Annotated in this window: 23 protein-coding genes; 20 read left to right on the top strand and 3 right to left on the bottom strand. The window is 41.1% G+C overall.

Annotation, left to right across the window (positions count from 1 at the left end; translation table 11 throughout):
- The first annotated feature begins 19 nt into the window (after positions 1-19).
- The 11 genes from MHB64_RS20280 (at position 20) to MHB64_RS20230 (ending at position 10,594) form a co-directional block, all read left to right on the top strand.
- Positions 20-2,032, top strand: a complete 2,013-nt coding sequence (locus tag MHB64_RS20280; protein WP_341135256.1) for a serine hydrolase — start codon at positions 20-22, stop codon at positions 2,030-2,032.
- A gap of 143 nt (positions 2,033-2,175) precedes the next feature.
- Entirely contained in the window at positions 2,176-2,907 is a 732-nt protein-coding gene (locus MHB64_RS20275; RefSeq protein WP_341135255.1) for a class I SAM-dependent DNA methyltransferase, read from the top strand.
- Between the two features lie 65 nt (positions 2,908-2,972).
- The gene (locus tag MHB64_RS20270; protein WP_341135254.1) at positions 2,973-3,569 is read left to right on the top strand and encodes a hypothetical protein; all 597 of its coding nucleotides are present in this window, start codon (positions 2,973-2,975) and stop codon (positions 3,567-3,569) included.
- Positions 3,566-4,150 carry an adenylyl-sulfate kinase gene (gene cysC, locus MHB64_RS20265; protein WP_341136106.1) on the top strand — a complete coding sequence of 195 codons (585 nt, stop codon included), beginning with the start codon at positions 3,566-3,568 and terminating at the stop codon, positions 4,148-4,150. The genes MHB64_RS20270 and cysC overlap by 4 nt, the downstream gene beginning before the upstream one ends.
- Before the next feature lie 18 nt (positions 4,151-4,168).
- Positions 4,169-4,948 carry an SDR family oxidoreductase gene (locus tag MHB64_RS20260; protein WP_094874755.1) on the top strand — a complete coding sequence of 260 codons (780 nt, stop codon included), beginning with the start codon at positions 4,169-4,171 and terminating at the stop codon, positions 4,946-4,948.
- A gap of 139 nt (positions 4,949-5,087) precedes the next feature.
- A complete protein-coding gene (locus MHB64_RS20255) occupies positions 5,088-5,564 on the top strand; it encodes a GNAT family N-acetyltransferase (protein ID WP_094874754.1) in 477 nt (158 codons plus the stop codon).
- Between the two features lie 67 nt (positions 5,565-5,631).
- Complete coding sequence (locus tag MHB64_RS20250) at positions 5,632-6,336, top strand: class I SAM-dependent methyltransferase (RefSeq protein WP_341136105.1); 705 nt, start codon at positions 5,632-5,634, stop codon at positions 6,334-6,336.
- A 20-nt stretch (positions 6,337-6,356) separates the two neighbouring features.
- The gene (locus MHB64_RS20245; protein WP_094874753.1) at positions 6,357-7,106 is read left to right on the top strand and encodes a DUF4184 family protein; all 750 of its coding nucleotides are present in this window, start codon (positions 6,357-6,359) and stop codon (positions 7,104-7,106) included.
- A 1,124-nt stretch (positions 7,107-8,230) separates the two neighbouring features.
- Positions 8,231-9,451, top strand: coding sequence for an ATP-binding protein (locus MHB64_RS20240; RefSeq protein ID WP_341135253.1), 1,221 nt, complete (start codon positions 8,231-8,233; stop codon positions 9,449-9,451).
- Between the two features lie 125 nt (positions 9,452-9,576).
- A complete protein-coding gene (locus MHB64_RS20235; RefSeq protein WP_094874497.1) occupies positions 9,577-10,230 on the top strand; it encodes a YetF domain-containing protein in 654 nt (217 codons plus the stop codon).
- A 94-nt stretch (positions 10,231-10,324) separates the two neighbouring features.
- Complete coding sequence (locus MHB64_RS20230; RefSeq protein WP_094874498.1) at positions 10,325-10,594, top strand: hypothetical protein; 270 nt, start codon at positions 10,325-10,327, stop codon at positions 10,592-10,594.
- Between the two features lie 226 nt (positions 10,595-10,820).
- Here MHB64_RS20230 and MHB64_RS20225 read toward each other — a convergent pair whose 3' ends face one another.
- Both MHB64_RS20225 and MHB64_RS20220 read right to left on the bottom strand, forming a co-directional pair.
- Positions 10,821-12,230 carry an MDR family MFS transporter gene (locus tag MHB64_RS20225; protein WP_341135252.1) on the bottom strand — a complete coding sequence of 470 codons (1,410 nt, stop codon included), beginning with the start codon at positions 12,228-12,230 and terminating at the stop codon, positions 10,821-10,823.
- Positions 12,231-12,317: 87 nt separating this feature from the next.
- Positions 12,318-12,743 (bottom strand): MarR family winged helix-turn-helix transcriptional regulator, encoded by a 426-nt coding sequence (locus MHB64_RS20220; RefSeq protein ID WP_094874500.1) that lies wholly within the window; start codon positions 12,741-12,743, stop codon positions 12,318-12,320.
- A gap of 205 nt (positions 12,744-12,948) precedes the next feature.
- Between MHB64_RS20220 and MHB64_RS20215 the strand changes: the two genes are divergently transcribed.
- The 5 genes from MHB64_RS20215 to MHB64_RS20195 all read left to right on the top strand — a co-directional run bounded on the left by MHB64_RS20215 (position 12,949) and on the right by MHB64_RS20195 (position 16,719).
- Positions 12,949-13,464 (top strand): CAP domain-containing protein, encoded by a 516-nt coding sequence (locus MHB64_RS20215; RefSeq protein WP_094874501.1) that lies wholly within the window; start codon positions 12,949-12,951, stop codon positions 13,462-13,464.
- A 170-nt stretch (positions 13,465-13,634) separates the two neighbouring features.
- Entirely contained in the window at positions 13,635-14,024 is a 390-nt protein-coding gene (locus MHB64_RS20210) for a hypothetical protein (protein ID WP_341135251.1), read from the top strand.
- Entirely contained in the window at positions 14,021-14,851 is an 831-nt protein-coding gene (locus MHB64_RS20205; protein WP_280786499.1) for an AraC family transcriptional regulator, read from the top strand. The genes MHB64_RS20210 and MHB64_RS20205 overlap by 4 nt, the downstream gene beginning before the upstream one ends.
- Positions 14,852-14,924: 73 nt before the next feature.
- On the top strand, positions 14,925-16,154 hold the full coding sequence (locus tag MHB64_RS20200) for a multidrug efflux MFS transporter (RefSeq protein WP_341135250.1): 1,230 nt from the start codon (positions 14,925-14,927) through the stop codon (positions 16,152-16,154).
- Positions 16,126-16,719 (top strand): hydrolase, encoded by a 594-nt coding sequence (locus MHB64_RS20195; protein WP_094874505.1) that lies wholly within the window; start codon positions 16,126-16,128, stop codon positions 16,717-16,719. Before MHB64_RS20200 ends, MHB64_RS20195 begins: the two co-directional genes overlap by 29 nt.
- Before the next feature lie 69 nt (positions 16,720-16,788).
- Here MHB64_RS20195 and MHB64_RS20190 read toward each other — a convergent pair whose 3' ends face one another.
- A complete protein-coding gene (locus MHB64_RS20190; protein WP_094874506.1) occupies positions 16,789-17,601 on the bottom strand; it encodes an undecaprenyl-diphosphate phosphatase in 813 nt (270 codons plus the stop codon).
- 291 nt (positions 17,602-17,892) lie between these two features.
- Here MHB64_RS20190 and MHB64_RS20185 point away from each other — a divergent pair, with 291 nt between their 5' ends.
- From MHB64_RS20185 to MHB64_RS20170, 4 genes are all read left to right on the top strand, one after another.
- Positions 17,893-18,444, top strand: a complete 552-nt coding sequence (locus MHB64_RS20185; RefSeq protein WP_280786497.1) for a GNAT family N-acetyltransferase — start codon at positions 17,893-17,895, stop codon at positions 18,442-18,444.
- A 155-nt stretch (positions 18,445-18,599) separates the two neighbouring features.
- Positions 18,600-20,105, top strand: a complete 1,506-nt coding sequence (locus tag MHB64_RS20180; RefSeq protein WP_341135249.1) for a hypothetical protein — start codon at positions 18,600-18,602, stop codon at positions 20,103-20,105.
- Positions 20,106-20,117: 12 nt separating this feature from the next.
- Positions 20,118-20,876: a DUF6063 family protein gene (locus MHB64_RS20175; RefSeq protein WP_094874508.1), complete on the top strand. Its 759-nt coding sequence runs from the start codon at positions 20,118-20,120 to the stop codon at positions 20,874-20,876.
- Between the two features lie 34 nt (positions 20,877-20,910).
- Positions 20,911-25,344 carry a hypothetical protein gene (locus MHB64_RS20170; RefSeq protein ID WP_341135248.1) on the top strand — a complete coding sequence of 1,478 codons (4,434 nt, stop codon included), beginning with the start codon at positions 20,911-20,913 and terminating at the stop codon, positions 25,342-25,344.
- Positions 25,345-25,769 lie beyond the last annotated feature (425 nt).

The raw sequence follows: 25,769 nt of genomic DNA, 5'->3' as shown, positions 1-25,769 counted from the left end.
CTATAGAGGAGAATGGATTATGAAGAAAAAGACACGCAGGCTCAGCGTCATCGCACTATTATTATCAGCAGCTGTATTTACAGCATGTTCAGCACCAGTCTCCAGTAACGCAACAAACACGACTGAAGCTCAAACTACGACGGAGGAAAGGTCAAACAGCGCTAAAGTAGCTTTTAATGGAAAAGAAATCGAGACTTTCGCGGACCCTATATATGCGCAGAAAATGAAGGAATACAATGTGAACGGATCCAATTTTGTAGTGGTTAAAGACGGAAAGGTGCTTGTGAATAAAGGGTACGGATATGCGGACAAAGAAAAGAAAACCCTTGTCGATAAGAATACCGTCTTTCAGATCGCATCCGTCTCGAAGACATTTACCGCTTTAGCAGCTCTGCAGCTAGTGGAACAAGGAAAGATGGATCTTGATCACGATATCAATACGTATCTTGGAGGAATGAAAGTACCTAATGAAACGGAAACTCCGTTAACCTTAAGAAGTATGTTGTCATACACAACGGGCTTTGATTACCCGGATAAAGCTAACTTTGTTGCACCGGAATATGTAGATCAAGACATCCCCATGAAAAAGTTTATGACGGAGCATATGCCGACGGTCGTTCGGACACCAGGTGAAGCTTACACCTATGATAATTTTGCCTTTTTACTTGCGGGTTACGCGATTGAGAACATAAGTGGTATCCCGTTTTATAAGTATATGGAGAACCAGGTGTTCAAACCGTTAGGGATGGACTCTACCAGTGCACGTTTTACCCCAGAGCTTTTAGATAGAATGGCCACACATTATGGTCCAGATGGTAAACCTCATCCAACCTTTGGGCATGCTCCTACTGATGGGCCACAGGGCAGCATCCTTTCCACAGGAGAAGATATGGCTAAATATTTAACTCTTTTTCAACAACAGGGTAGCGTGAATGGAAAGCAAATCATTAGTAAAGAAACCACAAAGATGATGCAAACGTACTCCGTTTTTGCGAATGAATTGCTTCCGATGACGACGATTGGAGGATTTGAAGGGTATCGTAATGATCTGATGAACGGCCATCATGTGGTTCTCAAAGGGGGGAATATGCCTGGTCATCAATCCCTGATCGTATTATTGCCCGAGGAGAATACCGCTTTCTATATGTCTTATAACAATGACACAATGATGAGCTTAGATATTTATGAAGCCTTGATGGATCACTATTTCCCTGAAAAGAAAGCGCCAGAGGCGCCAACGTATCTCCCATTGCCTGCATCAGAAGCTGCTAAATATACTGGAACTTATTTGAACACAAGATTCTATTTCTTGAAATCGAACTTCACCTACGCAGATGGCAATCTAATTATGGAAACTGGAACTAGCGGTACACATACGTTAAGAATGATTAATCCGCTATTGTTCGAAGATGAATCAGGTAATAAATTGGCCTTTAAAAAAGATCATAACGATCAGATCGAATATTTTTATTATACGAATCCTAATAGCCCAGACTTTGTTTCAGATGCTCGTAAGGTGCACACGAAGCCAGCATTCGCTGATGTATCTGAGGAGAGCGCTTATAAATCTTACATCGACAACCTGTATTCGCTTGATGTGATAAGTGCTAAATCTGGCAACAATTTCGAACCACAGGAAACCATGACACAAGGTGAGTTTATGGATGCTCTAATTCTTGCCCATGGATGGTACGGCTTTCCTCATTTAATTGAGGGGAATAAAGAATTAACGAAAAAAGGAATCCCTGGTTTTGATCGTAATGCTGTCATCACAAGACAAGTAGCAGCCGTTATGATTCAAAATTTAAAACAAGCTAAGAAAGCATCGGAAATCACGCTTAAGGGGGATACAGATGTTTGGGCCGCTGATGCGATCACAGCCTTAGTCTCTCAAGGCATCGTCGATCCAGATACAAAAGTGAATGATGACGGGACTGTCGATTTTCGTTCTAAAAAGCCTTTGCTTCGCCAAGAAGCGAGTGCAATACTTGATCTTGCTTTTGGATACTATACGTTGCCAATCAAACACTAAGGAATTGGACGCCTCAGAGAGACTCTTTGGGGTGTTTTTTTTATGATAGGTTTAAGAGCTAAATGAAATTATCGGTAGTATAAGGTTATTTTAAATGCTAAAATTACCCAAAAGTATACTCTAAACAGCAAGGGGGTATTTTTTTGGATTACAAAGGGTCATCAGTGTATGACAATGCGGATTTTTTCTATAACTATTTATTAAGAAGGAACAGAGCGGATAGCCCAAATAACATTATTGAAAAGCCGGTTATATATGATTTTATGGGCGATGTACTTGGGAAAAAGGTGCTCGATTTAGGATGCGGGGATGCTAAGTTCGGATATGAGTTGCTTGAGCAGGGATGTATCTTTTACGAAGGTGTGGAAGGTTCAAGTAATATGGTCAAAGCGGCAAAAGAACTGTTAAATACATCTAAAAGTGAGATTCACCATGCTACTATGGAGAGTTGGAATTACCCAAAAGAGAAATATGATTTGGTAATCTCTCGATTGGCTATTCATTATTTACAAGACCTAGAACCAATCTTTGATAGTATCCGTAGTGCGCTTATCCCTAATGGTCAGTTTATTTTTAGTGTACAGCATCCGGTTCTAACATCATCCATGAAAAGTGCAACAACTTCAGAAAGAAAGTCGGACTGGATCGTCGATAACTATTTTGAAATGGGTAAGAGAATGGAGCCTTGGATTGGAGAAAGTGTAGTTAAGTACCACAGAACTTTTGAAGAGTATTTTCAGTCACTGAAACATGTTGGATTTAAAATAGAGGATATTAGAGAATGTAAACCAAATCCTCAGTTTTTTAATAGTGTAGGAGAGTATAAGAGAAGGATGAGAATCCCACTTTTTCTCGTGTTTAAATGTTTAAAATAGTTTGTTGAAGTAACGCTAGTCTAATGAGCATATGAATGAAAAGAATTGCAATAAGGAGGACTAAGATGAAACGGATGCAGTTTATACGCCCAACTGAGCATTATGATCAAAGAATTACAGATACCGATGAGCAGATTTGTGCATTGATAAAACAACGTAAGGAAGGCTCGGATAATAATCCAGGATTCCCACCTTTTGAGTATATTTCAGATTGGGCGGCGAAGTTTGAACTCTACGAGGATTTTTTAAAATCGGTATTTGGGACATTATTTAGTGAAGAACATTTTAAGCCGATGGTCGAGCCAACGGGTTTTAGAAAACATATTGCTGTTCTACAATCTATTGAGGCAGATGAGTTCTTCTATACACTGACCTCTATACGACAATACAGGAATGCAAGTGTTATCACGCTTAGTATGGATTGGGATATTACCTCTGAATTATATGCCAATAAACTTCACCATTTTGAGCTGTATATAGGAGAAACGTACGATAGTCGAATGACGAACGGCGGAAGTTCATCAGGCCATGCAGCTTATAACTACGTAGTATCACCGCCGCTTCCTGATGATATCTCCGGTATAAATTTAGAGTTCAGGGAATTTAGTTCACCCTTAAAGAAGGATGGGACAGGTAATGAAATTGTGTTTAAGCTAGAATAACTGTACAAAGTATTTTAACAATAGAATCTAGCAGGAAGAGGTACGTCTCTATGAATCAAATGATATGGCTAACTGGACTATCAGGTTCAGGTAAAACGACGCTTGCAGAGGAACTGAAAAATCACATTGAGAATTGCTACATTCTGGACGGTGATACATTGAGGAGAGGTATTAATCAGGATCTTCAATTTAGCGAAAAGGATCGATTGGAAGTTGGTAGAAGAATTGGTGAGATTGGTAAGATTCTGCTTGATGCGAACCTGAATGTGATCGTTGCCTCGATCTCTCCCTACCGCTCTACACGCGATAAGGTCCGTTCTCTCATAGGGGATTCCTACAAGGAAGTTTATGTTCAATGTCCTTTGGAAGTATGTGAGGAGAGAGATCCGAAAGGTCTATATAAACAAGCAAGAGCCGGACAAATCAAGCATTTTACGGGTATTGATTCTCCATATGAGGAGCCCGTTAGCCCGGATGTGATCGTAGAGACAGACAAGTTTTCCATAGATGAATGTGTGTCGAAAATCCTTCAATGCCAATCAGCTATGAAAATTAGAGCGGGTGCCTATCCTCCTAATTAATGAATGGAGGTACTAGAGTTGAACTCATTGAAAAATAAAATAGCAATCGTTACTGGAGCAAGCAGATCCACAGGAATCGGAACAGCCATATGCCGTTCACTTGCAAGCCAGGGGGCAGATATTTTCTTTACGCATTGGCATCCTTTTGATGAAACGGAAGGGAATGGTGGAGAAAAGGAATGGCCGGAGCAACTTTGTGCAGAACTGAAAAGCTTGGGAGTCAGGGCGAGTCACATGGAAGCAGATTTTTCCAATCCTGAAATCTCAATAAAGATTATGGATCAGGTAGAACAAACTTTAGGAAATGCTTCCATTTTAATTAACAATGCAGCTTATTGCGTGCCCACGAATTATCAGAACCTGAGCATCACTTCGTTAGATCAACACTATGTAGTGAACAATCGTGGCACGGTTTTACTCAGTACTGAATTTGCCAGAAGGTTCGAAAAGAATTATACAAAGGGGACTCCAGGTAGAATTATTTTTATGGTTTCTAAAGGGCCTGACCCTGATAACCTGGCTTATATATTGACAAAGGGTGCATTAATTGGATTAATTGAACCTCTTTCTGTTGGTTTAGCTCCGCTTCATATCACAGTCAATGGTTTTGATCCGGGTCCTACGGATTCCGGGTGGATAACGGATGAGATGAAAACTCATTTTTTACCTATGTTTCCAATGGGAAGAATCGGTTTGCCAGAAGATGCAGCTAGAGGCATTAGTTTCTTAGCGAGTGATGATTCGCAGTGGATTACGGGGCAAGTGATTAAGTCTGAAGGTGGATTTCTAGGAAAATAAAAGACATAAGTACTTCATCCTGGCTACCGATTGAACGGTAGCCTTTTTTAGCTAGTGGGCAGACTATCGCCATAAAACATGGAAAATGATGATATAATATCCAAACTCAATAATTTAGATATGAAGGGAGAAGCCCAGCATGATTACGCTCAGAAAGATCACACTAGAAAATCGACGTGCTATTTTCAATTTGGAGGTTTCAGACGATCAACGTCGCTTCGTAGCGTCCAATTTATCAAGTATGGCTTCGTGTTATGTCCTTGTAACCAATGGTGGTCATCCCTTTCCGTTTGCGATTTACGCGGATGAAGAGCCGGTTGGTTTTGTGATGATGACTTATGGTATTACTGGATATGAAGTGCCATCCTTTGTAAATGATAGCTATTGTATCCTGCGACTAATGATTGATAAAAGATACCAGAATCAGGGCTACGGCCGAGAAGCCATGACAAGAATTTTAGAATTTATCCGCACTCTACCGGCAGGCCCCGCACAATATTGCTGGATTTCTTATAAGGCTGATAACTTGCCCGCTAAAAGGCTCTATGAAAGCTTCGGTTTCCGTGACAGCGGCGAAATTATTGAAGAAGAGCTAACAACCGTATTGCGACTTTGATTTGCTTTCCACTTTTCAAAGGTGTTTCTTCAGCATTATGCTTAATTTAGAAAGCCCGAGGTGTGATATGGAAAGGGTAGCGAATATTAGAACGGCAGAGAAGAGATATCATGACATGTGTTACGATAGTTATAATTTATTCGAGCCAGGTTCCTGGCTACATAGACCCGTAAAGACGGTAATTGATCTATTAGAAGAATACAGAGATCAAGAATACTTAAGTGTATTAGATTTAGGAGCTGGAATTGGTAGGAATAGTATCCCCATAGCGGAATCCATGGAAAATAGAAATGGAAAGGTAGTTTGCGTTGATTTATTGGAGTCTGCCATAGAAAAATTACAAAGTTATAGTAAGCAATTTGGAGTCGAACCATTTATTGTAACAAGATTATCTGATATTGAACATTTCGTTATCGATAAGGAGGAGTATGACATTATTTTAGCAGTGTCTTCTTTGGAACATGTAAGTTCGGAGAAGGTACTTCACAGAAAACTTAATGAAATGATTTATGGAACAAAAACAAATGGGACCAATTGCATTATTATCGGATCGAACATACAAGAGGTAAACCTTGAAAATGTTGAAGAATTAGATCTAATGTTTGAAGTGAATTTATCTACAGAAAAAATGATGGACTTATTAGTTCATCAGTACACTGAGTGGGAAGTTCAACAACAATCTGTAAAACAATTAGAATATGAGATTGAAAGAAAAGGACAAGCTGTAAAACTGACAACAGACTGTATTACCTTTGTTGCTAAGAAGTTATAAAAAAACACTAGGAGATGATTATGCCTTTTACCTTTGCTCATCCTATTTTTGCACTTCCGTTTAAATATGTGAAACCAAAATATTTTAGTGCTACCGGCTTGATTCTAGGAAGTATGTCACCTGATTTTGAATATTTTATTATGCTTGAGCCCTATCAAAGTATAGGACATTCTCTAACAGGACTATTTTTGCAGGCGATTCCCCTATGTGTGATCCTTGCCGTGATTTTCCATAGTATCGTTAAGGAGATTTTAGTATTGCATCTTCCTTCAAACTATAATATCGATCAACGAGCATACAATACCTTGAGCAAGTGGAGTTTGAATTCTAAGGGCTGGGTAGTGTTTATCCTATCTGTGATTATTGGTTTCTTAACACATGTGTTCATCGACGGGTTTACGCATTTTAATGGTTACTTTGTTGAGCGATATTCTCCTCTAAGAGAATTAATGATTTATAATTTACCTCTTTATAAAATACTTCAGCATTCTTTTTCGGTATCCGGATTACTCTTGCTAATCTGGATGATAATTAGTTCTTTGTATCGACACCATGAAACGGTAACGATAATGCCAACAGTAACAACAAAACAAAAAGTTATTTTCTGGACATCAGTAGTTGTTGTAGCTGTAGCTGTAACCAGTATGAAGTTACTTTTTAGTTCGAGCAGGAATATAATTGGTATTTTTGTGGTTTCGCCTATTACAGGGGGATATTTAGGAATACTGCTTGTATCGATCATAATAAGAGGTTTACAAAAGACAAAATAATCATAATTCGTTAAATAAATTACGAGTAAGAATATCATCGCATCATTAAAGCATTCATTGGTTGTTTTTTGCAATAATAGAATTTATAAAATTTCAAGACTGCGGAGAAATGTGAAACGAATTCAATGAATGGTCTATATTCAACTGCTGGCTAAGGGGACCTTATATCCTTCGAAATGCATGTTTTAGTCGAGCTTACGGACAAATATATGTGGAAAACCGAATACAATGTCCGCCGGTAACGTAAACGAGCCGAATGTATGCGAAAAATCGAATACAATGTACCGATAGTAACATAAACGAGCCGAATGTATGCGAAAAATCGAATACGATGAGCTTCCGGTACGTAAACGAGCCGAATGTATGCGAAATATCGAATACAATGTGTCGACGGTAACGTAAATGAGCCGAATGTATGCGAAAAACCGAATACAATGTGCCGCTGGTAACGTAAACGAGCCAAATGTATGCGAAAAACCGAATACAATGTGCCGCCAGTAACGTAAATGAGCCAAATGTATGCGAAAAATCGAATACAATGTGCCGCTGGTAACGTAAACGAGCCGAATGTATGCGAAAAATCGATTACAATGTCCGCGCCAGTAACGTAAACGAGCCGAATGTATGCGAAAAATCGAATACAATGTACCGTCAGTAACGTAAACGAGCCGAATGTATGCGAAAAATCGAATACAATGTACCGCCGGTAACGTAAATGAGCCGAATGTATGCGAAAAACCGAATACAATGTGCCGCAAGTAACGTAAACGAGCCAAATGTATGCGAAAAATCGAATACAATGTCCGCCAGTAACGTAAACGAGCCGAATGTATGCGAAAAACCGAATACAATGTGCCACCGGTAACGTAAACGAGCCGAATGTATGCGAAAAATCGAATACAATATACTGCCGGTAACGTAAACGAGCGAGCGCCCTGATTCACTCCAAGGACGCCGTCAGGTCCTTTTTTTATTATTTTAAAAATGGTTGAGAAATACATAGTTAATATGGGGAACTTTACTTATAATATTATTTTAGCGTATTTTTCCAGTGCGCTATCAAAACCTTTATTTTATGCAACACTAGGCTGAAAGGAAGTTATCCCTTGTTTGAGACTTTGCTTTTGAATTTCTTTTTTTTATTGTTTCCAATTGTAATTTTTCTGATTTTCTTTGAGAATCGAGCTTTTGCTTATAATAGTAAGATTCTGGTTCTTCTGTCGGCAGTAACGATGTGTCTCTGTATAGCCAAACCTTTTAAACTCGATATGGGTTTTATTTTTGATTTGAGATATGTCCCGTTTATTATTGTGGCTCTTTTTGGTGGATACAAGAACGTTCTACCGCTGTATATCCTTTTAAATATCTATCGATTTTATGTAGGGGGAGAGGGTACGTTACAATCCTTTCTTTTCGCCACTTCAATCCTAATCCTGGTCCCTCTATATAGTAAAAGGTTCTTAAAACTAGATTCGAAAAGTCGCATCATCGCGGCAACAATAATTTCTTTTCTGACGATGGGATTTTACCTAATTACATTAGGTTTTACACAGGGGAGTTTAAATCGGGAATATTGGTTTCTCACCTTAAATGCCTTTACGACCCATGTCGGGGTGATGTGTATCAATATGATCTTAATAGAAAAGATTATTACTAATATTAAGAATCGCGACCGAATTATGCAATCTGAAAGATTAAATGTTGTGAGCGAGTTAGCGGCAAGTGTATCACATGAAATCAGAAACCCGCTTACAGTGACCAGCGGTTTTTTACAGCTGTTGAATAAATCGAAGACGATCACAAGGGAGGAGAAACAGTACGTAGAATTATCTCTATTAGAATTACAGAGGGCTGAAAAAATCGTGAGTGACTATCTCTCATTTGCTAAGCCGCAATCCGATAATATGGTCTATTCCAACATGCAGCCAGAGTCAGAATATACTAAGAATATCATCATGCCTTATGCCACTATGCACAAAGTAGAGGTCAAATTTAGTTTTAATAATTCGCTATTTAAAAATTATGATCGCAATCAAATACAGCAATGTCTTATTAATCTTTATAAAAACGGAATCGAAGCCATGAAGGAAAAGGACGGTGGTACGCTGTTCATCGATATTTCGGAAAAAAAACAAAATATTATTATCAGTATTCGCGATACTGGCATTGGAATGACAAAGGAAGAAATATCGCGTCTCGGTAAACCGTATTATTCGACCAAAGCTGAAGGGACGGGACTAGGGATGCTTATGGTCTATAGTACCATTGATAAAGTGAAAGGCATTGTTGAAGTCGATAGTGAAAAAGGGAAAGGCACAACGTTCCTTATCACCATCCCAACATAACGGCAAGTTGCAGAGAGTCTTGTTTGCTGTTTATCCCCCACTAGGAGTGTGTAATACCTTTCATGAATGGATTTCGTGTCATAAGGTCAACGACCCTGTGCGAAGTCCCATCTGGAGGTGCACCAATGGATATATTTGTAACTATAGGTGTTAAACTGATCATTAGCTTCTTTGGTTTGTGGATTATTACCTTTATTACTGGCCGCAAGACACTTAGCCAATTGACGCCACTCGATTTCCTGTCATCATTGATTTTAAGTGAGATTGTAGGGAATACGATATACGATGATGAGGTGAAGGTCTGGCATCTGCTGTTTGCTCTATTTATCTGGACCGCTTTGTCTTATTTGTTTGAAAAGGCGACTACCCATTTTGTGAAGTTCGGGAACATGGCAGAAGGTCGGACAGTACTATTAATCGACGCTGGCAAAGTGAATCAGGATTTGATGGAGAAATACGATATTGAGTTTACCCAACTGCTGTTCATGCTGCGGCAACAAAATATTTTTTCGTTAAGTGAAGTAAAGTATGCTTTGCTCGAGACGAATGGTTCTCTGTCGGTTATGCGTAAGTCTGAAGATGAGCAGTCCTCTACTTTTTCCGTTACAGTTATTGATAAAGGTAGGGTACTGGAAGAGTCCATGCGGGGCAGGTCGATGAACAAGGAACAGATTCAGAAGCGGGTCATGGAGCAAGGCTATAAATACATTGAGGATGTTGCCTATGCTGAATTTAAAGAAGACGGAACGCTCTATATCATACCTAAAAACAAGTCATAAACCAACATGACGAGACGCTGGAGTCGGTAGACTCAAGTGTCTTTATTTGAAATTAGGAGTGTCTAGTTGATAATAAATTTTAATGGAGGTAAAGATGATTAGTTTAGGATTGTGGATCTTAACCGTTCTAATTGTGCTAGTTGTTGTAATGTTTCACGTAGGAGCATTATTAGATTTTATCGAACCTAGCGTCCTGCAAACTCAGCTTTTTGGTCTTCACATCACATTGTTTGGAGTAGTTGTGATATTAGCCTACGAGGGTGGTCGTGGGTTAGGAGTTTTTATTGGATTAATTGGACTTTTTACGGGTATGTCGGGCTCTTTTAGAGATCCCTCTAAATCGGATGACAAAAGGAATATCTGACAGCCTACTTCTGATCGAACAGAAATATAATGATGCGAAAAAATGAGAGCTGGATAGTATTGAACAAGAGCAGAGGAACTGCTATTTATATGAAAAGGTAGGATATAAACGAACAGAAGAAACAAAGCAAGTAAACGATAAGTTAACCTTAGTATTTTATGAGAAATATATGGAATAAAATTTAGACAGCGGACAGCTCATGTCCACTGCCTTTTTTTGATGAAAATTAATGAACTCTAATACGCTTCACAAATAACGATAAAATCAATCCTATACCTGCAATCACTGCGATAAATATGTATGCATATGTAATTCCTGCGGTTAAAACTTCAGGCTGTGCAGCAGTTGGATGTGTGTTAGCGAATCGTGTTTGCCCGCTAGACATTAGTGTAACAGCGAACGTTGTACCAAGAGCACCTGCGATTTGTTGAAGTGTATTCATGACAGCAGCACCGTCCGGATAGTATTTCACGGGTAATTGATTTAAGCCATTGGTTTGAGCGGGCATAAAGACCATTGCTAATCCGATAAACATAGCGCAGTGTATTAAAATAAAGGTCAGGCTACTGGTTTCAGTAGAGTTGCTTGTGAATAGAAAACCTGCAATGGTTACGATGGAGAATCCAAGCGGCAGCAATAGCTTCGGGCCGAATTTATCAAATATTCTCCCAGTCACTGGAGCCATAGCTCCGTTAATCACACTGCCTGGAAGGAGTAAAATTCCTGCAGCTGTGGCGGATAACAATAAACCTCCTTTTAAATATAACGGTAATAAAATGGCAGAGGACAAAATGATCATCATTCCAAAGAAGACCATAATAAGACCTATTGTAAACATAGGATATTTAAACACTCTTAAATTTAGCATAGGCGTTTCCAATTTAAACTGTCGTAAAACAAACAGGATTAAGCTGATGACACCAACGATAAGAGGAAGATAGACAATGATTTCACTGAAAGCATGGTCAGCGATGTTGCTAAATCCAAATACGATGCCACCAAATCCGAAAGTAGAAAGCAGGATGGATAAAATATCTATTTTAGGCTTAGAGATTTTGGCTATATTTTTGATGAATGTTAATCCGAATCCAAATGTAAATAATAATAAAGGTAAGCTGATCCAAAATATAAACTCCCAGCCCAAATGATCCACGATCAATCCAGATAGCGTTGGTCCGATGGCCGGAGCACACATCGTCACTAGTCCCATCATTCCCATGACCGTTCCGCGTTTATGTGCAGGGAAGATAATTAGAATAATGTTCGTCATTAGGGGAAGCAATAAACCAGTTCCCAAAGCTTGCACTAAACGCGCAATTAATAAGGAGGTGAAATTGGGGGAGAGGGCAGCAATTAAAGTACCAACGATAGATAATAGCAAGGATGCTGTGAATAATTGTCTGGTGGTAAACCATTGCATTAATAGGGCGGATATCGGAACGAGGATACCTAATACAAGTAAATATCCTGTGGTTAACCATTGAACCGTTGAGGCGTTGATTGAAAATTCATCCATTAAGTTGGTAAAAGCCATATTTAAGGCGGTTTCACTAAATAGCCCAACGAATGCTCCTAGCATAAGTGAGAAGGCCATTAGGGCGGGACGTTTAACTTGAACAGCTGCTGTTGATTCCATGATAAGGATAAACCTCTTTTCAGAAATAGATTCGAATTATTTTTATGCAAAAGATGATATGTCAACTATTGAGCAAGGGAGATGCATTTATGCCTCTCTTACATTATTCTGCACACGGGTTAACAAAGTTGTTAGCGTGGAGTAATCTGCAGGTGATAATCCTGCCGCTATAATTTCGTTTAATTTGATCGTCACCTCATTGATTGTAGTCTCTAATTTCCTGCCTTCGTCTGTGACAAAAACATTTACCGACCGACGATCTTGCGTACTTGTTACTTTATGTATATATCCCTTGTTCTCTAAGCTAGCGATCATTCGGGCAACACTGGCTTTATCCTTCCCAAGTTGATTAGCAATCTCATTCTGAGATAGACCTTCTTTCTCAAGCAACAACGCCATTAGTAAATGTTGTTCAGGCGCAAGCCGAACGGGTGCAAGCAATTTTGTTAAATAATTGGCTATTTCTAAGTGCAAATCTCGAATAACTAAACCTAATCGGTCTTTGGAATCCATGTGATCTCTCCTAATTGAAATATAGATGATATATCAACTTTCATGATCTGTTTATATTAACATAAAGTAACTAATGCATGTCAAGTTAAAGAGAAATCAAGTACATAGGGTTAAGAAAATTTAAAGTAGAATTATAGATTTTAGTACAAGCGTGAAGACCTCTTCCACAATATATTGTTATAAATACATTGTAGGAGGGAAAATCATGAAGCAAAGAATATCTTCAATAAGAAGAGTCAAAAGTTCTTTGAGTAAAGGAATAAAAGCGAAACGTAGTCCCGTTACGAAAAGAGTAGGGCAGCCAAGGATTCATATAAGACAAGCTAACGCATTTGAGTTGCAAGTCTTTCGATTAGTCAACGAGGAACGGACAAGTAGAGGAATTGCTGCTTTAACTCTTAATTCTCGGCTTACTGATCTTGCAGTTTTGAAGTCAAGAGATATGAGGGATAATAATTATTTTAGCCATACCTCTCCAACTTATGGTACCCCCTCTCAAATGTTAGATCGATTTGGTGTAGCTTGGCGTGCTTATGGAGAAAATATTGCGGAAGGCCAAGCCACACCTGAAGCAGTAATGAGATCGTGGATGAATAGCCCTGGCCATAGAGCTAATATTTTGGATCCTCGCTTTACGGATATTGGGGTTGGTTATGTAGGAGGAACATCTACTAGTCGATATCAACATTATTGGACGCAGCTGTTTATACAGAAACCATAAGAGATTTCAGAAAAGCCACTCTATAATGAAATACGCCTCTGATTGTGTGTCTGACCATTGAGGTGAAGTTCATTTACGGAGTGGTTTGTTTTGTATTTTTGACCTGTTTTACAGAAACCTTTCTGGATGAATGTCGTCTAACAAGATATGGAATTTTGAGGAGGGGAACTATGCGTAAAAAATGGATGCTTATAGGCGTCTTTCTGCTTATGGCAATCACTCCATTGATTGATGTCACAAAGGTACAAGCTGCAAAAGTATGGTTTGACGGAACTAGTAGCGCGGAGCAACTAAAGGCACTAGCTTCGATTAATAAAATCCGGCAACAAATGGGGTTGGATGAAGTAAAACTTGATCCTGCCCTCGTTAAGGCGGTGATTAATCATGCTCGCTACGCTAATGTTAATTTTACGATAAAGACTGAAGGCGATTTATCTATAGAAGTGAAAGGTCGTGAGTTCTTTACCCAACAAACGCCTAAAAAGAATGAAACGTTCGGATATGACGTAGAATACGATCCGATCGAACGTTCGGTGGACATTTGGACAGGTCTTTTATGAATATAAATAATCTATTTTTCCACATACTATATTGTAATTACAGATACTTTAATGACCCCAAGAGAAATTGGAGTAAGCTCGTTAGAACCCTTCAACATCATGAACTTCTCTTAGTGACTGGAGGGAAGGGCAGCTTTATGATTGAGCGAAAACGGCATTCGTTTAAAGCTGGTATGTTATTCTATATTTCTCCAGATGTTAAGCATTCAATAGAGATAGAGGCTGAAGATCCCTTATGCTTTCTGTCCGTTCATTTTAACTACGCGAAGGTGAGCATGAACGAGGAGAAATGGGGAATTAGTGGTGATGTGGATTCCCTCCATTTGCAAGCTGTATCCGAATTGAAGGATTATTATCAAGTGGAAGATATCTTCAGACAAATGATTCAGAGCTGGAATACGAAGCTGCCAGGATATGAATTTGTAGCGAAGACTTTGTTACAGCAGCTTATTATTGCAATTGCTCAAAATACACAAAAACAAAGTCAAAATTACTCCACTTCATTAAAAGTGGAAAAAATTATTAATTATATGCATCAAAAGATCAATGAGAAAGTTAGCTTGAGCGAATTATCTGAGTTGGTACAGCTTTCACCTGCTTATTTATCACGAGCATTCAAAGAGATTACAGGTTATTCGATCATTGAGTTTTTTAATAAAATGAAAATTGATAAAGCGAAAGAGCTGATTCTTGAAGGAGACATTAAAATCAAAGCGGTTGCGCAAACCCTTGGATTTACGGATGAATTTTATTTCAGCAGAATTTTCAAAAGAATGACAGGCATCAGCCCTTCGGAATTTCAGAGCAAAAATGTCCATGGAGTTTAGAATAATGCATGGTATAGAGCCAATCTGACTGTTAATATGAGGTTGTTATTGTTAGCAGAAAGAAGGCTTTTTTATGTCCATGTGGAAAAGAAATTTGATCGTTTGCTGGTTTGGTATGTTTGTAACGGGTGTAGGTATGAGCCAGATTGCGCCAGTATTGCCACTTTACATTAAGCATCTTGGCGTGGATAATGCCGATTCCGTTGCTCAGTTTTCTGGTATTGCTTTTGGAATTACCTTTATCGTTTCAGCCATATTTTCACCCATTTGGGGGCTGGCGGCAGACAGGTTCGGACGGAAACCAATGCTTTTGCGGGCAAGTCTGGGGATGGCGATTGTGATCAGCTGTATGGGTTTTGCGCCTAATGTGTATGTATTAATTGCACTAAGATTATTACAGGGCACAATAACGGGTTATAGTACAGCTTGTACTACATTAATAGCAACTCAGACGGATAAGGAACATGCAGGATATGCTTTAGGAACTCTTTCAACAGCCAGTATTGCTGGAGCTTTGCTTGGCCCAACGATTGGTGGTTTCATTGCAGAGAGTCTGGGTTTACAAAGTTCATTTTTTGTTACGGGTGGACTGATGCTGGTTGCCTTTATTACAACGGCTTTGTTCGTGAAGGAATCTTTTCATCGTGAAGATAAAAAGACGCTAAGTATCAAGGAAGTCTGGAGCAGTGTTCCAGAGAAAAGCCTAACACTAACCTTGTTTGTGACCTTCTTTATTCTAACCGTTGATTTATACTCTGTAGAACCGATCATTACGGTATATGTTACTCAGTTATCCAAGAGTGCTAGTCATGTGGCTCTGCTTGCTGGAATGACATTCTCTGCTTCAGGGTTGGCTAATATCATTGCTGCTCCACGACTTGGAAAGCTGTCTGACCGGATAGGGGCTCAAAAAGTCATATTAGTTGCGCTTATTGCGGCAGGACTTCTATTCATCCCACAAGCGTTTGTTCAGAATCCTTGGCAGTTAATGGGCCTTCGTTTTCTGCTAGGATTAGCTGCAGGCGGATTAATCCCTTCTGTGAATATTCTCGTTAAGAAAATCACACCGGACGCTCTTACAGGCAGAGTATTTGGCTTTAACATGTCGGCAGGTTATCTTGGTACCTTTGCAGGTTCGGTTCTAGGTGGGCAAGTGGCAGCCTGGTTTGGGATCCGGGATGTGTTTTTTGTGACGAGTGTTTTGCTATTGATCAATGCAGGTTGGGTGTATTTTAAAGTGTACAAAAAACTAAACTTAAATGGGAGAGAAGATCATGGAAGACTTGAAGAGATCAGAAACTGAAAGTATCGAAGCAAAGAAAACGGCACTGGTTGTAATCGACTTGCAGAATGGAATTATTCACAGTCCTAATAAGGCTCCGCACACAAGTACGCAGGTGGTTCAAAATGGGAGCAGCTTAGTTCAAGCTTTTACTGAAAAGGGTGCATTTGTAGTTCTTGTACGAGTATCCTCGTTAGATGGTCAAGATATGTTAAGACCTCATACAGATTTGAATATGAATGCAGCGTCCTTTCCAGAAGGCTGGGATACCTTAGTGCCTGAATTAGCTGGCTTCAAAAACGCACATGTGATTACTAAACGTCAATGGGGTGCCTTTTTCGGAACGGATCTTGATTTGCAGTTACGGCGCCGTGGGATAGATACGATTGTATTGTGTGGTGTGTCCACATCCATCGGCGTAGATACGACAGCTAGAGAAGCTTATCAGCTTGGATACAATCAAGTTTTTGTGGAAGATGCAATGACTGCTTCTACGAAAGAAGAGCATGACTATGTGTGTAAAACCATTTTCCCTAGGATCGGCAAGATTCGGTCGAGTGGGGAAGTAATATCCCTGTTAAAATAGGTTGAAAAGCCCTCATGCTCTCTGTAATCCCAGAGATGGTCATGAGGGCTTTTGTTTGAAATCACGTACTTACATGAAGATCAGGAGTAGTATCCCAGCCAAGAAGCAGTAATAAGAGAAGTACTTCAAATTACCTTTAGCCATAATCCCCATAAACCAGCGCATAGAAAAATACGTGACGATTAGTGTAGTGATAAATGCAATGAAGTATGGAATTGCTAGTTGCGCCCGGTTTGGGTCATGGGCAATATCAGATGCACCCATAACAAGTCCGCCCAGACTGATCGGTATATACAGCATAAAAGAAAAGCGTAAAGCAGTTTCTTGCTTCATCCCCATAGCGATGGAAGAGATGACCGTTGCGCCTGAGCGACTTATCCCAGGAATAAGAGCTACAGCTTGGGCAAGTCCGACTATGACTGCATCCTTCGTTTTCAAGTCCCCATCTTGTTTACGGCCGCGAAGATTACGAATTAACCATAAAGCAACCCCAGTTACCAGCAAGGCGATGGACACGGTGTGTACAGACGAGAAAATCTCCTCGATTTGGTCCTTAAAGAACAAGGCTAAGATAACTGCAGGCATGGTACCAATGATAATGTACAAAGAGAACATAAAATCTGACTTATATTCCTCTTTGCGGGTCAGAATAAATTGAATGAATCCAGTGATCAATCTTCCGATATCTTTGCGGAAAATAAAGCAAATCGCAATTAGAGAAGCCGTATTTGTTAGGATTTCAAATGATAGCCCATTCTGTTTTAAGCCTAGCAATTTCTGCGCGATGATCAAATGACCGCTAGAGGATACGGGGATTGGCTCAGTTGCCCCCTGAACAAATCCTAGTAACAAGTATTTAAGCCACAGTATAATATCTTCCATTTTTCCTCCCAGTATTTTTATAATCTTTTTAATCATAGCGCATTCAATGAAGAAATGACAATAGAACCATCGTGCCATATCGAAGTTCATCCCTTTAAATGAGGGCTTGACTGAACCAGTTATAATATTCTTGAATGGCTTGTTCACTAACCGAGCCTATCGCGAAAGTAAACTAAATGAGGTGGAACTATTTGTAGTTTATTAATTAAAATTCATCGGCAGGACATTCCGAAAGCCGCCAGCGTTCTGGCAGAAGCCTTCGCAAAGGATGATCCACTATATCAGCATATTTTGCCTGATGAAACAACAAGACTCCGCGTATTAAACATTTTTTTTCATCGTTATATTGAGATGTTATATCCTTATTCGGATGTTCTAACGACGTCAACTAATTATGAAGCTGTTGCCTTGGTGTTCCATTCGGAGCGTCAGAGCGGGACATTGATTTCGAACGTCAACTATATGAAACAAATTGGACTTGCGATTCTCAAGTGTTTACCGATTTGCCGAATCATTGGTGTGCGAGGATTTATTCGAGGACTAACTACTTTACGCAGTATGAGTTCCTTATGGTTATCGATGTTTGGTGATCAGAAGTATATGCATTTGGATATGCTTGTTGTGCAAGAACGTTACCGTGGGCAAGGATATGTATCAAAGATTATGATGGCGCTGCTCGCCGAATGCCGTAAGAAGAATGCATTATGTACATTAGAGACACAGACGCCAAGCAATCTTCCAATCTATGAGCATTATCAGTTCTGCACGGTTAAGGTCATCCCCTTGCCCAACAGTACACTAGAGCAATATTGTATGGTATGTACTCCAGATTCTGCGGAGTAGAAATGCGTGGATAGAATCTATGATTTTGTTTAACAAAAAATAGCATAACTTTCGAAGGATTGATATAATAGAAACATATATTCGCGTACTTTAGAACCCTATACGGATGTATACGGGTTTTATTTTTATTTGGTGAGGGTGAGGTTAACAGAAAGATGAATTGGTCGGATTTTGGTGAACGAAACAAACGATTGAATCCCCTATGGAACTTGGGGGCTGGCATGAACCTTGGTGAAATCCAACCGTACAAAGAGATGGTGTCTTTAAGCATCTTGTTACAAGTCTATTATTTGGAGCTAGAATCCAATGAGAGAAGATCCAAGGAAGATATTATAGCCCTGGCTTGGACTGCGTTGCAACGCTTTAATATCGCGAATCTCGGGACTACCGAATCCGTAGAACGTTTAGTGGACGGCCTGCTCTGGAGCGGAAATGGTGGGGATTTCGAATCCTATTATTATGATGATGCGGCTCGGCAAATGGCTGTGCAGAAATATAAGTATTTCATGGTGGATGAGGATGCGACCCGCAGCAGCTGGGAAGAAAGCGGCAGAACAATCTATCGTCTTTCTGAGTATGCCATGGAGCTCATTTTTATGAGTCATGAGATTATTGAAGAGTTCCAGATCAGCATCAAGCTGCTGGAGATTCAGATGCATATTAAGCATGGTCGTGTGACACGGGCGCTACAGGATGTGAATGAACTTATTTCCCGGGTCCGGAAAATGACCCATGAGCAGCAGGAATACCGGAATGCATTGCGCCGTAATCCGAAGCATATTTTTAGTGAATTCGGAGTGGCTCGGCATCAGCGACTCGAAGAGATTCATCAGCAGTTCGATGAAGAACGTAAGCATTTTGATAATATTCATCGTTCACTGGCCCGGCTAGCCAATGACGAGAAAGATGTGATCGACTTCAATGAGATTCGTATTCTTTCTGAACGGGTCGAACTTTCTAGGCGTGTGCACGATGAACTGGCTGAGGTAGTTCTGAATATTTTTGAGGTAGAGACCAATTTAAGATTGAACTTCCCTGAATTATTCTGGGGAGCTTCCGGCTTTAACTTCCGTACTCATGTATGGGAGGAATGGGTGAAAGATGAAGGCCTGCCAAGCGGCGATAGTCTTGAATTGCTGCTCAGCGGACTGTTCGCTCCGAATCAGGATTTCGTCTATCCGCTTCCCTGGGCTTGGGAGGAACAAGAGGTTGGTTTTATTCCAGATGTAGTGATGCATGAACTTGAAGATGAGTTGGAGGCTGAGGCAGTTCAATATATTCCTAAAGGGATTCCGTGGACGGAAGTCGTTGCATTGTGGAAGCCTGTGTTCAATGCGCTAGCTCAGCAAGGGAGCTTTACATTCACTGCGGATGCTTTTACCGCAGAGGAATTAACTAGATGGGCACGTACACCAGATGCTGTCGATCTATGGGTGCAGTTTTTTCATTCAGAGATTGTTGTACAGGAACAGGCCCCGGAGAACAGCAATGGATCCGATGAATGCCAGTTACTAATCCGGTATGTACTTGCGGATGATCCTCAACTGGAGGACTTGCGCGGCAAGCTGCTGCGGACGAGCATTGCGCCAGAGACAACCCCATGGGTACGCTGGTCTGGTCTGGATATGAGTCCTTTTATTATAACGATCGTGGAGAGGTGAGAAGTTACTAGTATGAGTTATACATTAGAACAGGTACAGCAAGCATCACGGTTATTTTTTGAATTACTTCGTAAAAAAGTAATCCCTCTCGATGATCCGGCGGCGGCAGAATGCCTTCAGGATGCAGGAACCTATGATGCACTACAATATGTTGCTAAGGAAGCAGGCTGCCGAGTGATGAATTCCGGGCACCGTCTCCATTTGCTGGTTAATCCACTCGGGTCAGTGTTCGCTACCAACTTCACCCAGTTGAAGAACAAATATTCACGAATTGAGCGCAAAACTCATTTACATATCATTAATATCATTATCCTTGTTTTTCTGGCTGAGATGGACCAGGACGAAACTCACTTTAAGTCTGGGCAAGACAGTATGTCCTACATACAGATATCTGATCAGGTGTCCTCTCTCTTTCAAGCGTGGATGCAGATGGATGCTGAAGGTCGGTTTAGCCAGCAGTGGCAATTGGATATCCAAGCGATGTCTAAAGTGTGGACCAACCTTTATATGCAAACTAAGAGTCAGGAAGAAAGTGATCTTCTGACAAGAGGGGCAGGCTCACGTATTGGGCTGATCCATGAAGGCATGAAACTCCTGGAAGAGGAGAAGCTTGTGTTCATTTCGGAGTCAGAGAAGCGGATATTCCCGCGGGAAGAGCTTTACGAAAGAATGCGGTATTTATATCATGATGTCGACCGGTATCAGGAATTAAAGAAACTCATCGGACGAACTTTAGCTGAGAAAGACGGTGCTACTTATGCCGCGGATTGAACGCATACGGATAACAGGGCTTAAATACGAGAAGATGCTCAAGAAGTATGATGATATGATTCTGGACCTCTGTAACGAAGAGGGACCATCCAACACGCTGATTACTCTTATGAATGGTGGCGGGAAAGGCGTCCTGCTGCAATCCATATTTCAGTTATTAATGCCCAAAACACCATGGGGAAAAGACAGTGAGAACCAGGTGGAAGCATTTTTTCATAACCATAAAAAACAACTTAAACCCTATACCTTTCACGTAGCGATCGAATGGCGTCTCGACAACACTGAGCGTAATGTGTATATGACGACGGGTATAGCTATGACCGCACATAACTCGCTGGATCAGCAGGATATTAAAGTGGATTACCTGCTGTATGCACTTACTGATTATGGCGAAACGTCTGAACTTACCCTTTCGACGCTGCCGCTTTTTGATGAAGAGACTGCTGAACCTACGAGTTTTGAAACGATCCAGCAATTTGTGCGAGATCGACGGGGGGAGATTGTACCTTTCGGTAGCCATAGCTCGGATTTAAAAAGATATTATGATTTCCTGGCTACCCGGGATATCCATATCGCTGAGTGGCGCAATATGCGGCGAATCAATGGGGAAGAGGGCGGTATCAAAGGTTATTTCAAAAAGAATGATGCCTTTACCAACCATAACTTATTCGAAAAGCTAATTATTCCTGAGATCGGCTCCAGTCTGAATGAGTCACCGCGAGAAGAAGACAATACGCTGCAACGGATGTTTATCGATACGGCGACAGTAGCTCAGCGCCTACCGATGCTTGAACAGCGGGAACAAGTCTACACAGAGTTTCTTGGAATGACAGCACCTTTATACGAGCTGGTGAAGCTAGGAGTAGAGGCAGAGAGCACTGTTCAAGAAACGGAACTACGTGGACGTCAGATCTATACGGTTATCCATGAAGAGTTGAGGAATGCGGAGGAAGAGCGAAGTAAGGTTGCTAATGAACTGGCTGGGCGTTATCAGGAATCGAAGCAATTGCGATTTGAGACGGACAATCTCAAGTATTTACGCAGCAAGGAAGAAATGGAACTGAAACAGGAAGAGTTTAACAAGCTCAGTGATCATCAGAGACGGGCACGTGGACGACTGGACGATTCCAAGGTTCAGGAGAAGAAGCTAGAAGTGGCTCATTTCTTGGCCAAACGTATGCTCCATACACGACAAATTGAGCAGTGGCAGAAAGAGATTCAAGCGATTGAAGGTTCTCTGGAGATGAAAGAACGTCAAGAGGTCATTCAGGCTGCCAAGGAAAAGCTTCGGAAACAATGGGATGTGGTATTCATCCTCTGGGAACAAACGATCAGAGGGTTTGGAACCGCGGAGCGAGCTCTGTCGACTGAAGAAAAAGGACTGCGTAAGGAGCGGGAGAGCTTCTTGCTGGAGTTAGCAGGCCTTGATATCCAGATTAATGAATTGACGTTATCTATTCGGCAATATTCAGAAGAGCTCGGAGCATTCGCAGCCCAGCATGGTCAGGAAGCTGCCCATGCTTCAGTAGCGGCGCTTCAACGTACAATTTCAGCTGCCAAAACGATACTTCTGGATATGGAAGCATTAGAGGAACAGCAAAAAGAGGCTGAGAATCAAAAGCTGACATTGCATAAGAATCATGCCGAGCTTAGCGAGAAACATCGTTCTTATGAACGTGAGGCAGACGAGCTTGGGGCACTGCTTGATACACAGACCTATAAAGAATCACAGTTATGGTCACAGATTGTTGTGCTGCTGGAAATGTTTGATGAACATAATCGTTTGGGAGCTACTGGCCTTTTTGAAGAAAAAGATGCTATTCAACTACGATTTATCCGAAAAATGGATGAAGTGGAGCAGCAAACGAAACGTTCCAGACGGGATTACTACAATCAGCTCATGGACGTGGAGCTTCAGAATCAATCCTACTGGCTGCCGAATTCAGATATTCTGGCGGTCAAGGATACACTTGATTCGCTTAAGATTCAATCCACACCGGGCAGTTCCTATTTAAATGATCGCCCATACCTTGAACGTGAGGAAGAGCTGGAGCGCCATCCACTCCTTCCTTATAGCCTCATTGTAACTCGTCGCGAAGCTGATAAAATCAAGCCGGATCTGCTAAAGGATACACTGTTGAAATCAGCGGTGCCGATTTTTATCCGTGAAGAGATGGCAGCTTCAGATCAAGTATCATTTAACCTTTTTGCGAACCAAGGGCCACAAATGGTACTGGAACCAGACCGTTTCTTTAACTTTAAGAGCGGTATTCAAGCGAAGCTTAAGGAGCAAGAACAAGTGCTTCTGGACGCGGAGGCTTATTTATCGAAGCTGAAATCTGTGCGTCAGGAATATGAGCGGTTATATCAAACAGAGAACACTGTGACGATTACAGCCAAACGCAATACCCTTATGAAATTGCAAAGTGAGCTTCAGCAGAGTCTTATCAATCTGGACAACGAGATAGATGAGAACGAGGGTATACTTGCTCGGATCGGTCGGGAACTTATCGAGAATAAAGCGCTTAGTGCAGAACAGGAGCAGAGAGCAGCAGCATTGCATGGTTGGATTGAACGTTCGAAGAAACATGAACAGGATCAAAAGGAGAAGAAAAAGTATACAGATCGTAAGAGTTTAGTGAGCAAAGAGCTTGCGAGTAAGGACAAGCAACTCGAGCATCTTGAAGCGCAAATGGTAAGCCTTGGCGGAGAACGTGAGAAATGGACGGGAGATGCCAAATATGCTCTATTTCCTAGACTGCAGCATTGGTTTCCTGAGATTGTATTTCCGACATATCACCAGCTTTCAGATGATGTGGAAGTCACACCAATTGTTCCCGTAGAACAGAATCTTCTGTTGCAGCAGCTTAGTACCGTTGAAAGCCTGCAGCAATCACTGACGGAGAATGAGCTTGAAATTCGAACAAGAGCCGCCCAGATCAAAGCGGCAAGCGAGAATCTAACCGAGCTTGAAGCCAGCTTGAATCAAGTGGATGAGCATTGGCGGAAGGTGACAGAACCTGCTGAATCTACCGAATCTATTATGGCTGCAAGAAACCGTCAAAAGTCGGAAACTGCTTCACTGGAAGAAGACTATCAGATGATTCACGACTCTTTCATCCGCTGCCAGACCGAATTGGAGAATTTGCAGAAGGAATTGCGTAAGGTAGAGAAAGGAATCAAAGAGAAACATGAGCGTGCCGTGGAAATTTGGAATGAGCTACTCGAGCAAAAAGAGGCGGACATTCAGGAACGTATCCAAGAGAATGAGCTTATGCTTAACCAGTGTAAACGATCTTTGGATCGAATGGATGCGCTCATTCAGACGTTATCCAATCAAATCAAGATCATGAATGCACATATTGAGGATCGGGTTAATCTACGGACTGTGCCAGAAGATTTAATGCTGAGCGTTAGAGAAAGCTGCGAGTCTCTTGTTGCTGACTGGCTTCTTCGCATTAAGGATAGCCGCGTTAGACGGGACGAGGTCTCCAGAAAGGTGAAGGAAGAGAAAAATTCATTAACCGGAAAACTCGCTAAGAATGAACGGAATTCTGAACTGGAGACCAAGATTCTAGATCGTCTAAATACGGTTCATTGGGATAACTTCGCGATTGCTCAGCAAGTCCTAGATTCGATGTTACGTAGTTCACGTGATCAGATTGAGAGCATCCAAAGCGATAAGGAAGAGATGGGTCTGTCCCGCAAAATGTGGGTAGCCCGGGCTTCTTATCGTGTAGTACAAATCATTGATATTATGAAACGAATGGAACGTCGGATGATTATTCATAATGAGAATAATTATGCCTTCCCGCTGGTACGCCTGAATTATAAAAATATCAATGTACCGAGAACAAGCGATGAGGTAGAGCCGATGGTGAGCGACTATTTCAATCGGTGTATCCATGAATTGCTTTCGAAATATCCGAAGATTGAACAAGTACCAACACTTATAATCAAAGAGGTTATCAATGACGGACGAATCGTCTATGCGGCGCTTCAGAATCGCTTTCCGATTCTTCAGGTATATAAACCGGTAACGGAAAATTACTTCCTCTACGCCGCTCCGGAAGACTACCATTATTCCGACTGGGAAATCATCAATCGGGGTGCGCTGGATGAGGCTGTCGGCAGTGGCGGACAGCGCCAATCGGTACAACTGTTGGTAGCAATGATGATCATGACACATAAACGTGTAAATCGTGAGAACAAAGGGTGGACGGTTTTTTTATATGACAATCCATTTGGAGAAATGGTTTCAAATAACGTGCTTGATCCTGTATTTGAAATTTCTAAGGCGCTCAAATTTCAGTGGTTGATTGTTACGCCACCGGAGCTAGTGAAGAATGACGTCAGCGTTCGCTTTGGTGTGTATTGGCAGCTCTATTTCGGGGGTGTCAAAGGGGACATGTTAGAATCCACCCTAGTCAAGGGAGGAAGAAAGCTCATTCCTGTTTCGCTTTTTTGATCAGCAGCGTTTACCAGCGTCCATAATGAAAGAAGCTCTAGTAGCATAATGCTGGAGCTTCTTTTTCGTTATACATTATCCTTATCTTTCTCGCTTATAACGTTTACCGGCCTTAAAGGACGCCGAAGGCGTATATGCTTACTATAATAGAATTAATAAAATTTCGAGACTGCGGAGAAATGTATGCGAAAAACCGAATACAATATGCCGCCGGTAACGTAAACGAGCCGAATGTATGCGAAAAATCGAATACAATATGCCGCCGGTAACGTAAACGAGCCGAATGTATGCGAAAAACCGAATATAATGTGCCGCCGTAACGTAAACGAGCCAGCACCGTTATTCTCCCGAAATTACCCGGGAATGGGCTTGTTATTAGGAATAAGTGCACTATGGTTCGTTAAGCGGAACCTCCCTACGAAGGT

The organism is Paenibacillus sp. FSL K6-2859, assembly GCF_038008265.1.
Taxonomy (GTDB): domain Bacteria; phylum Bacillota; class Bacilli; order Paenibacillales; family Paenibacillaceae; genus Paenibacillus_AQ; species Paenibacillus_AQ nitricinens.
This window is presented reverse-complemented; position numbering and strand designations above follow the sequence as displayed.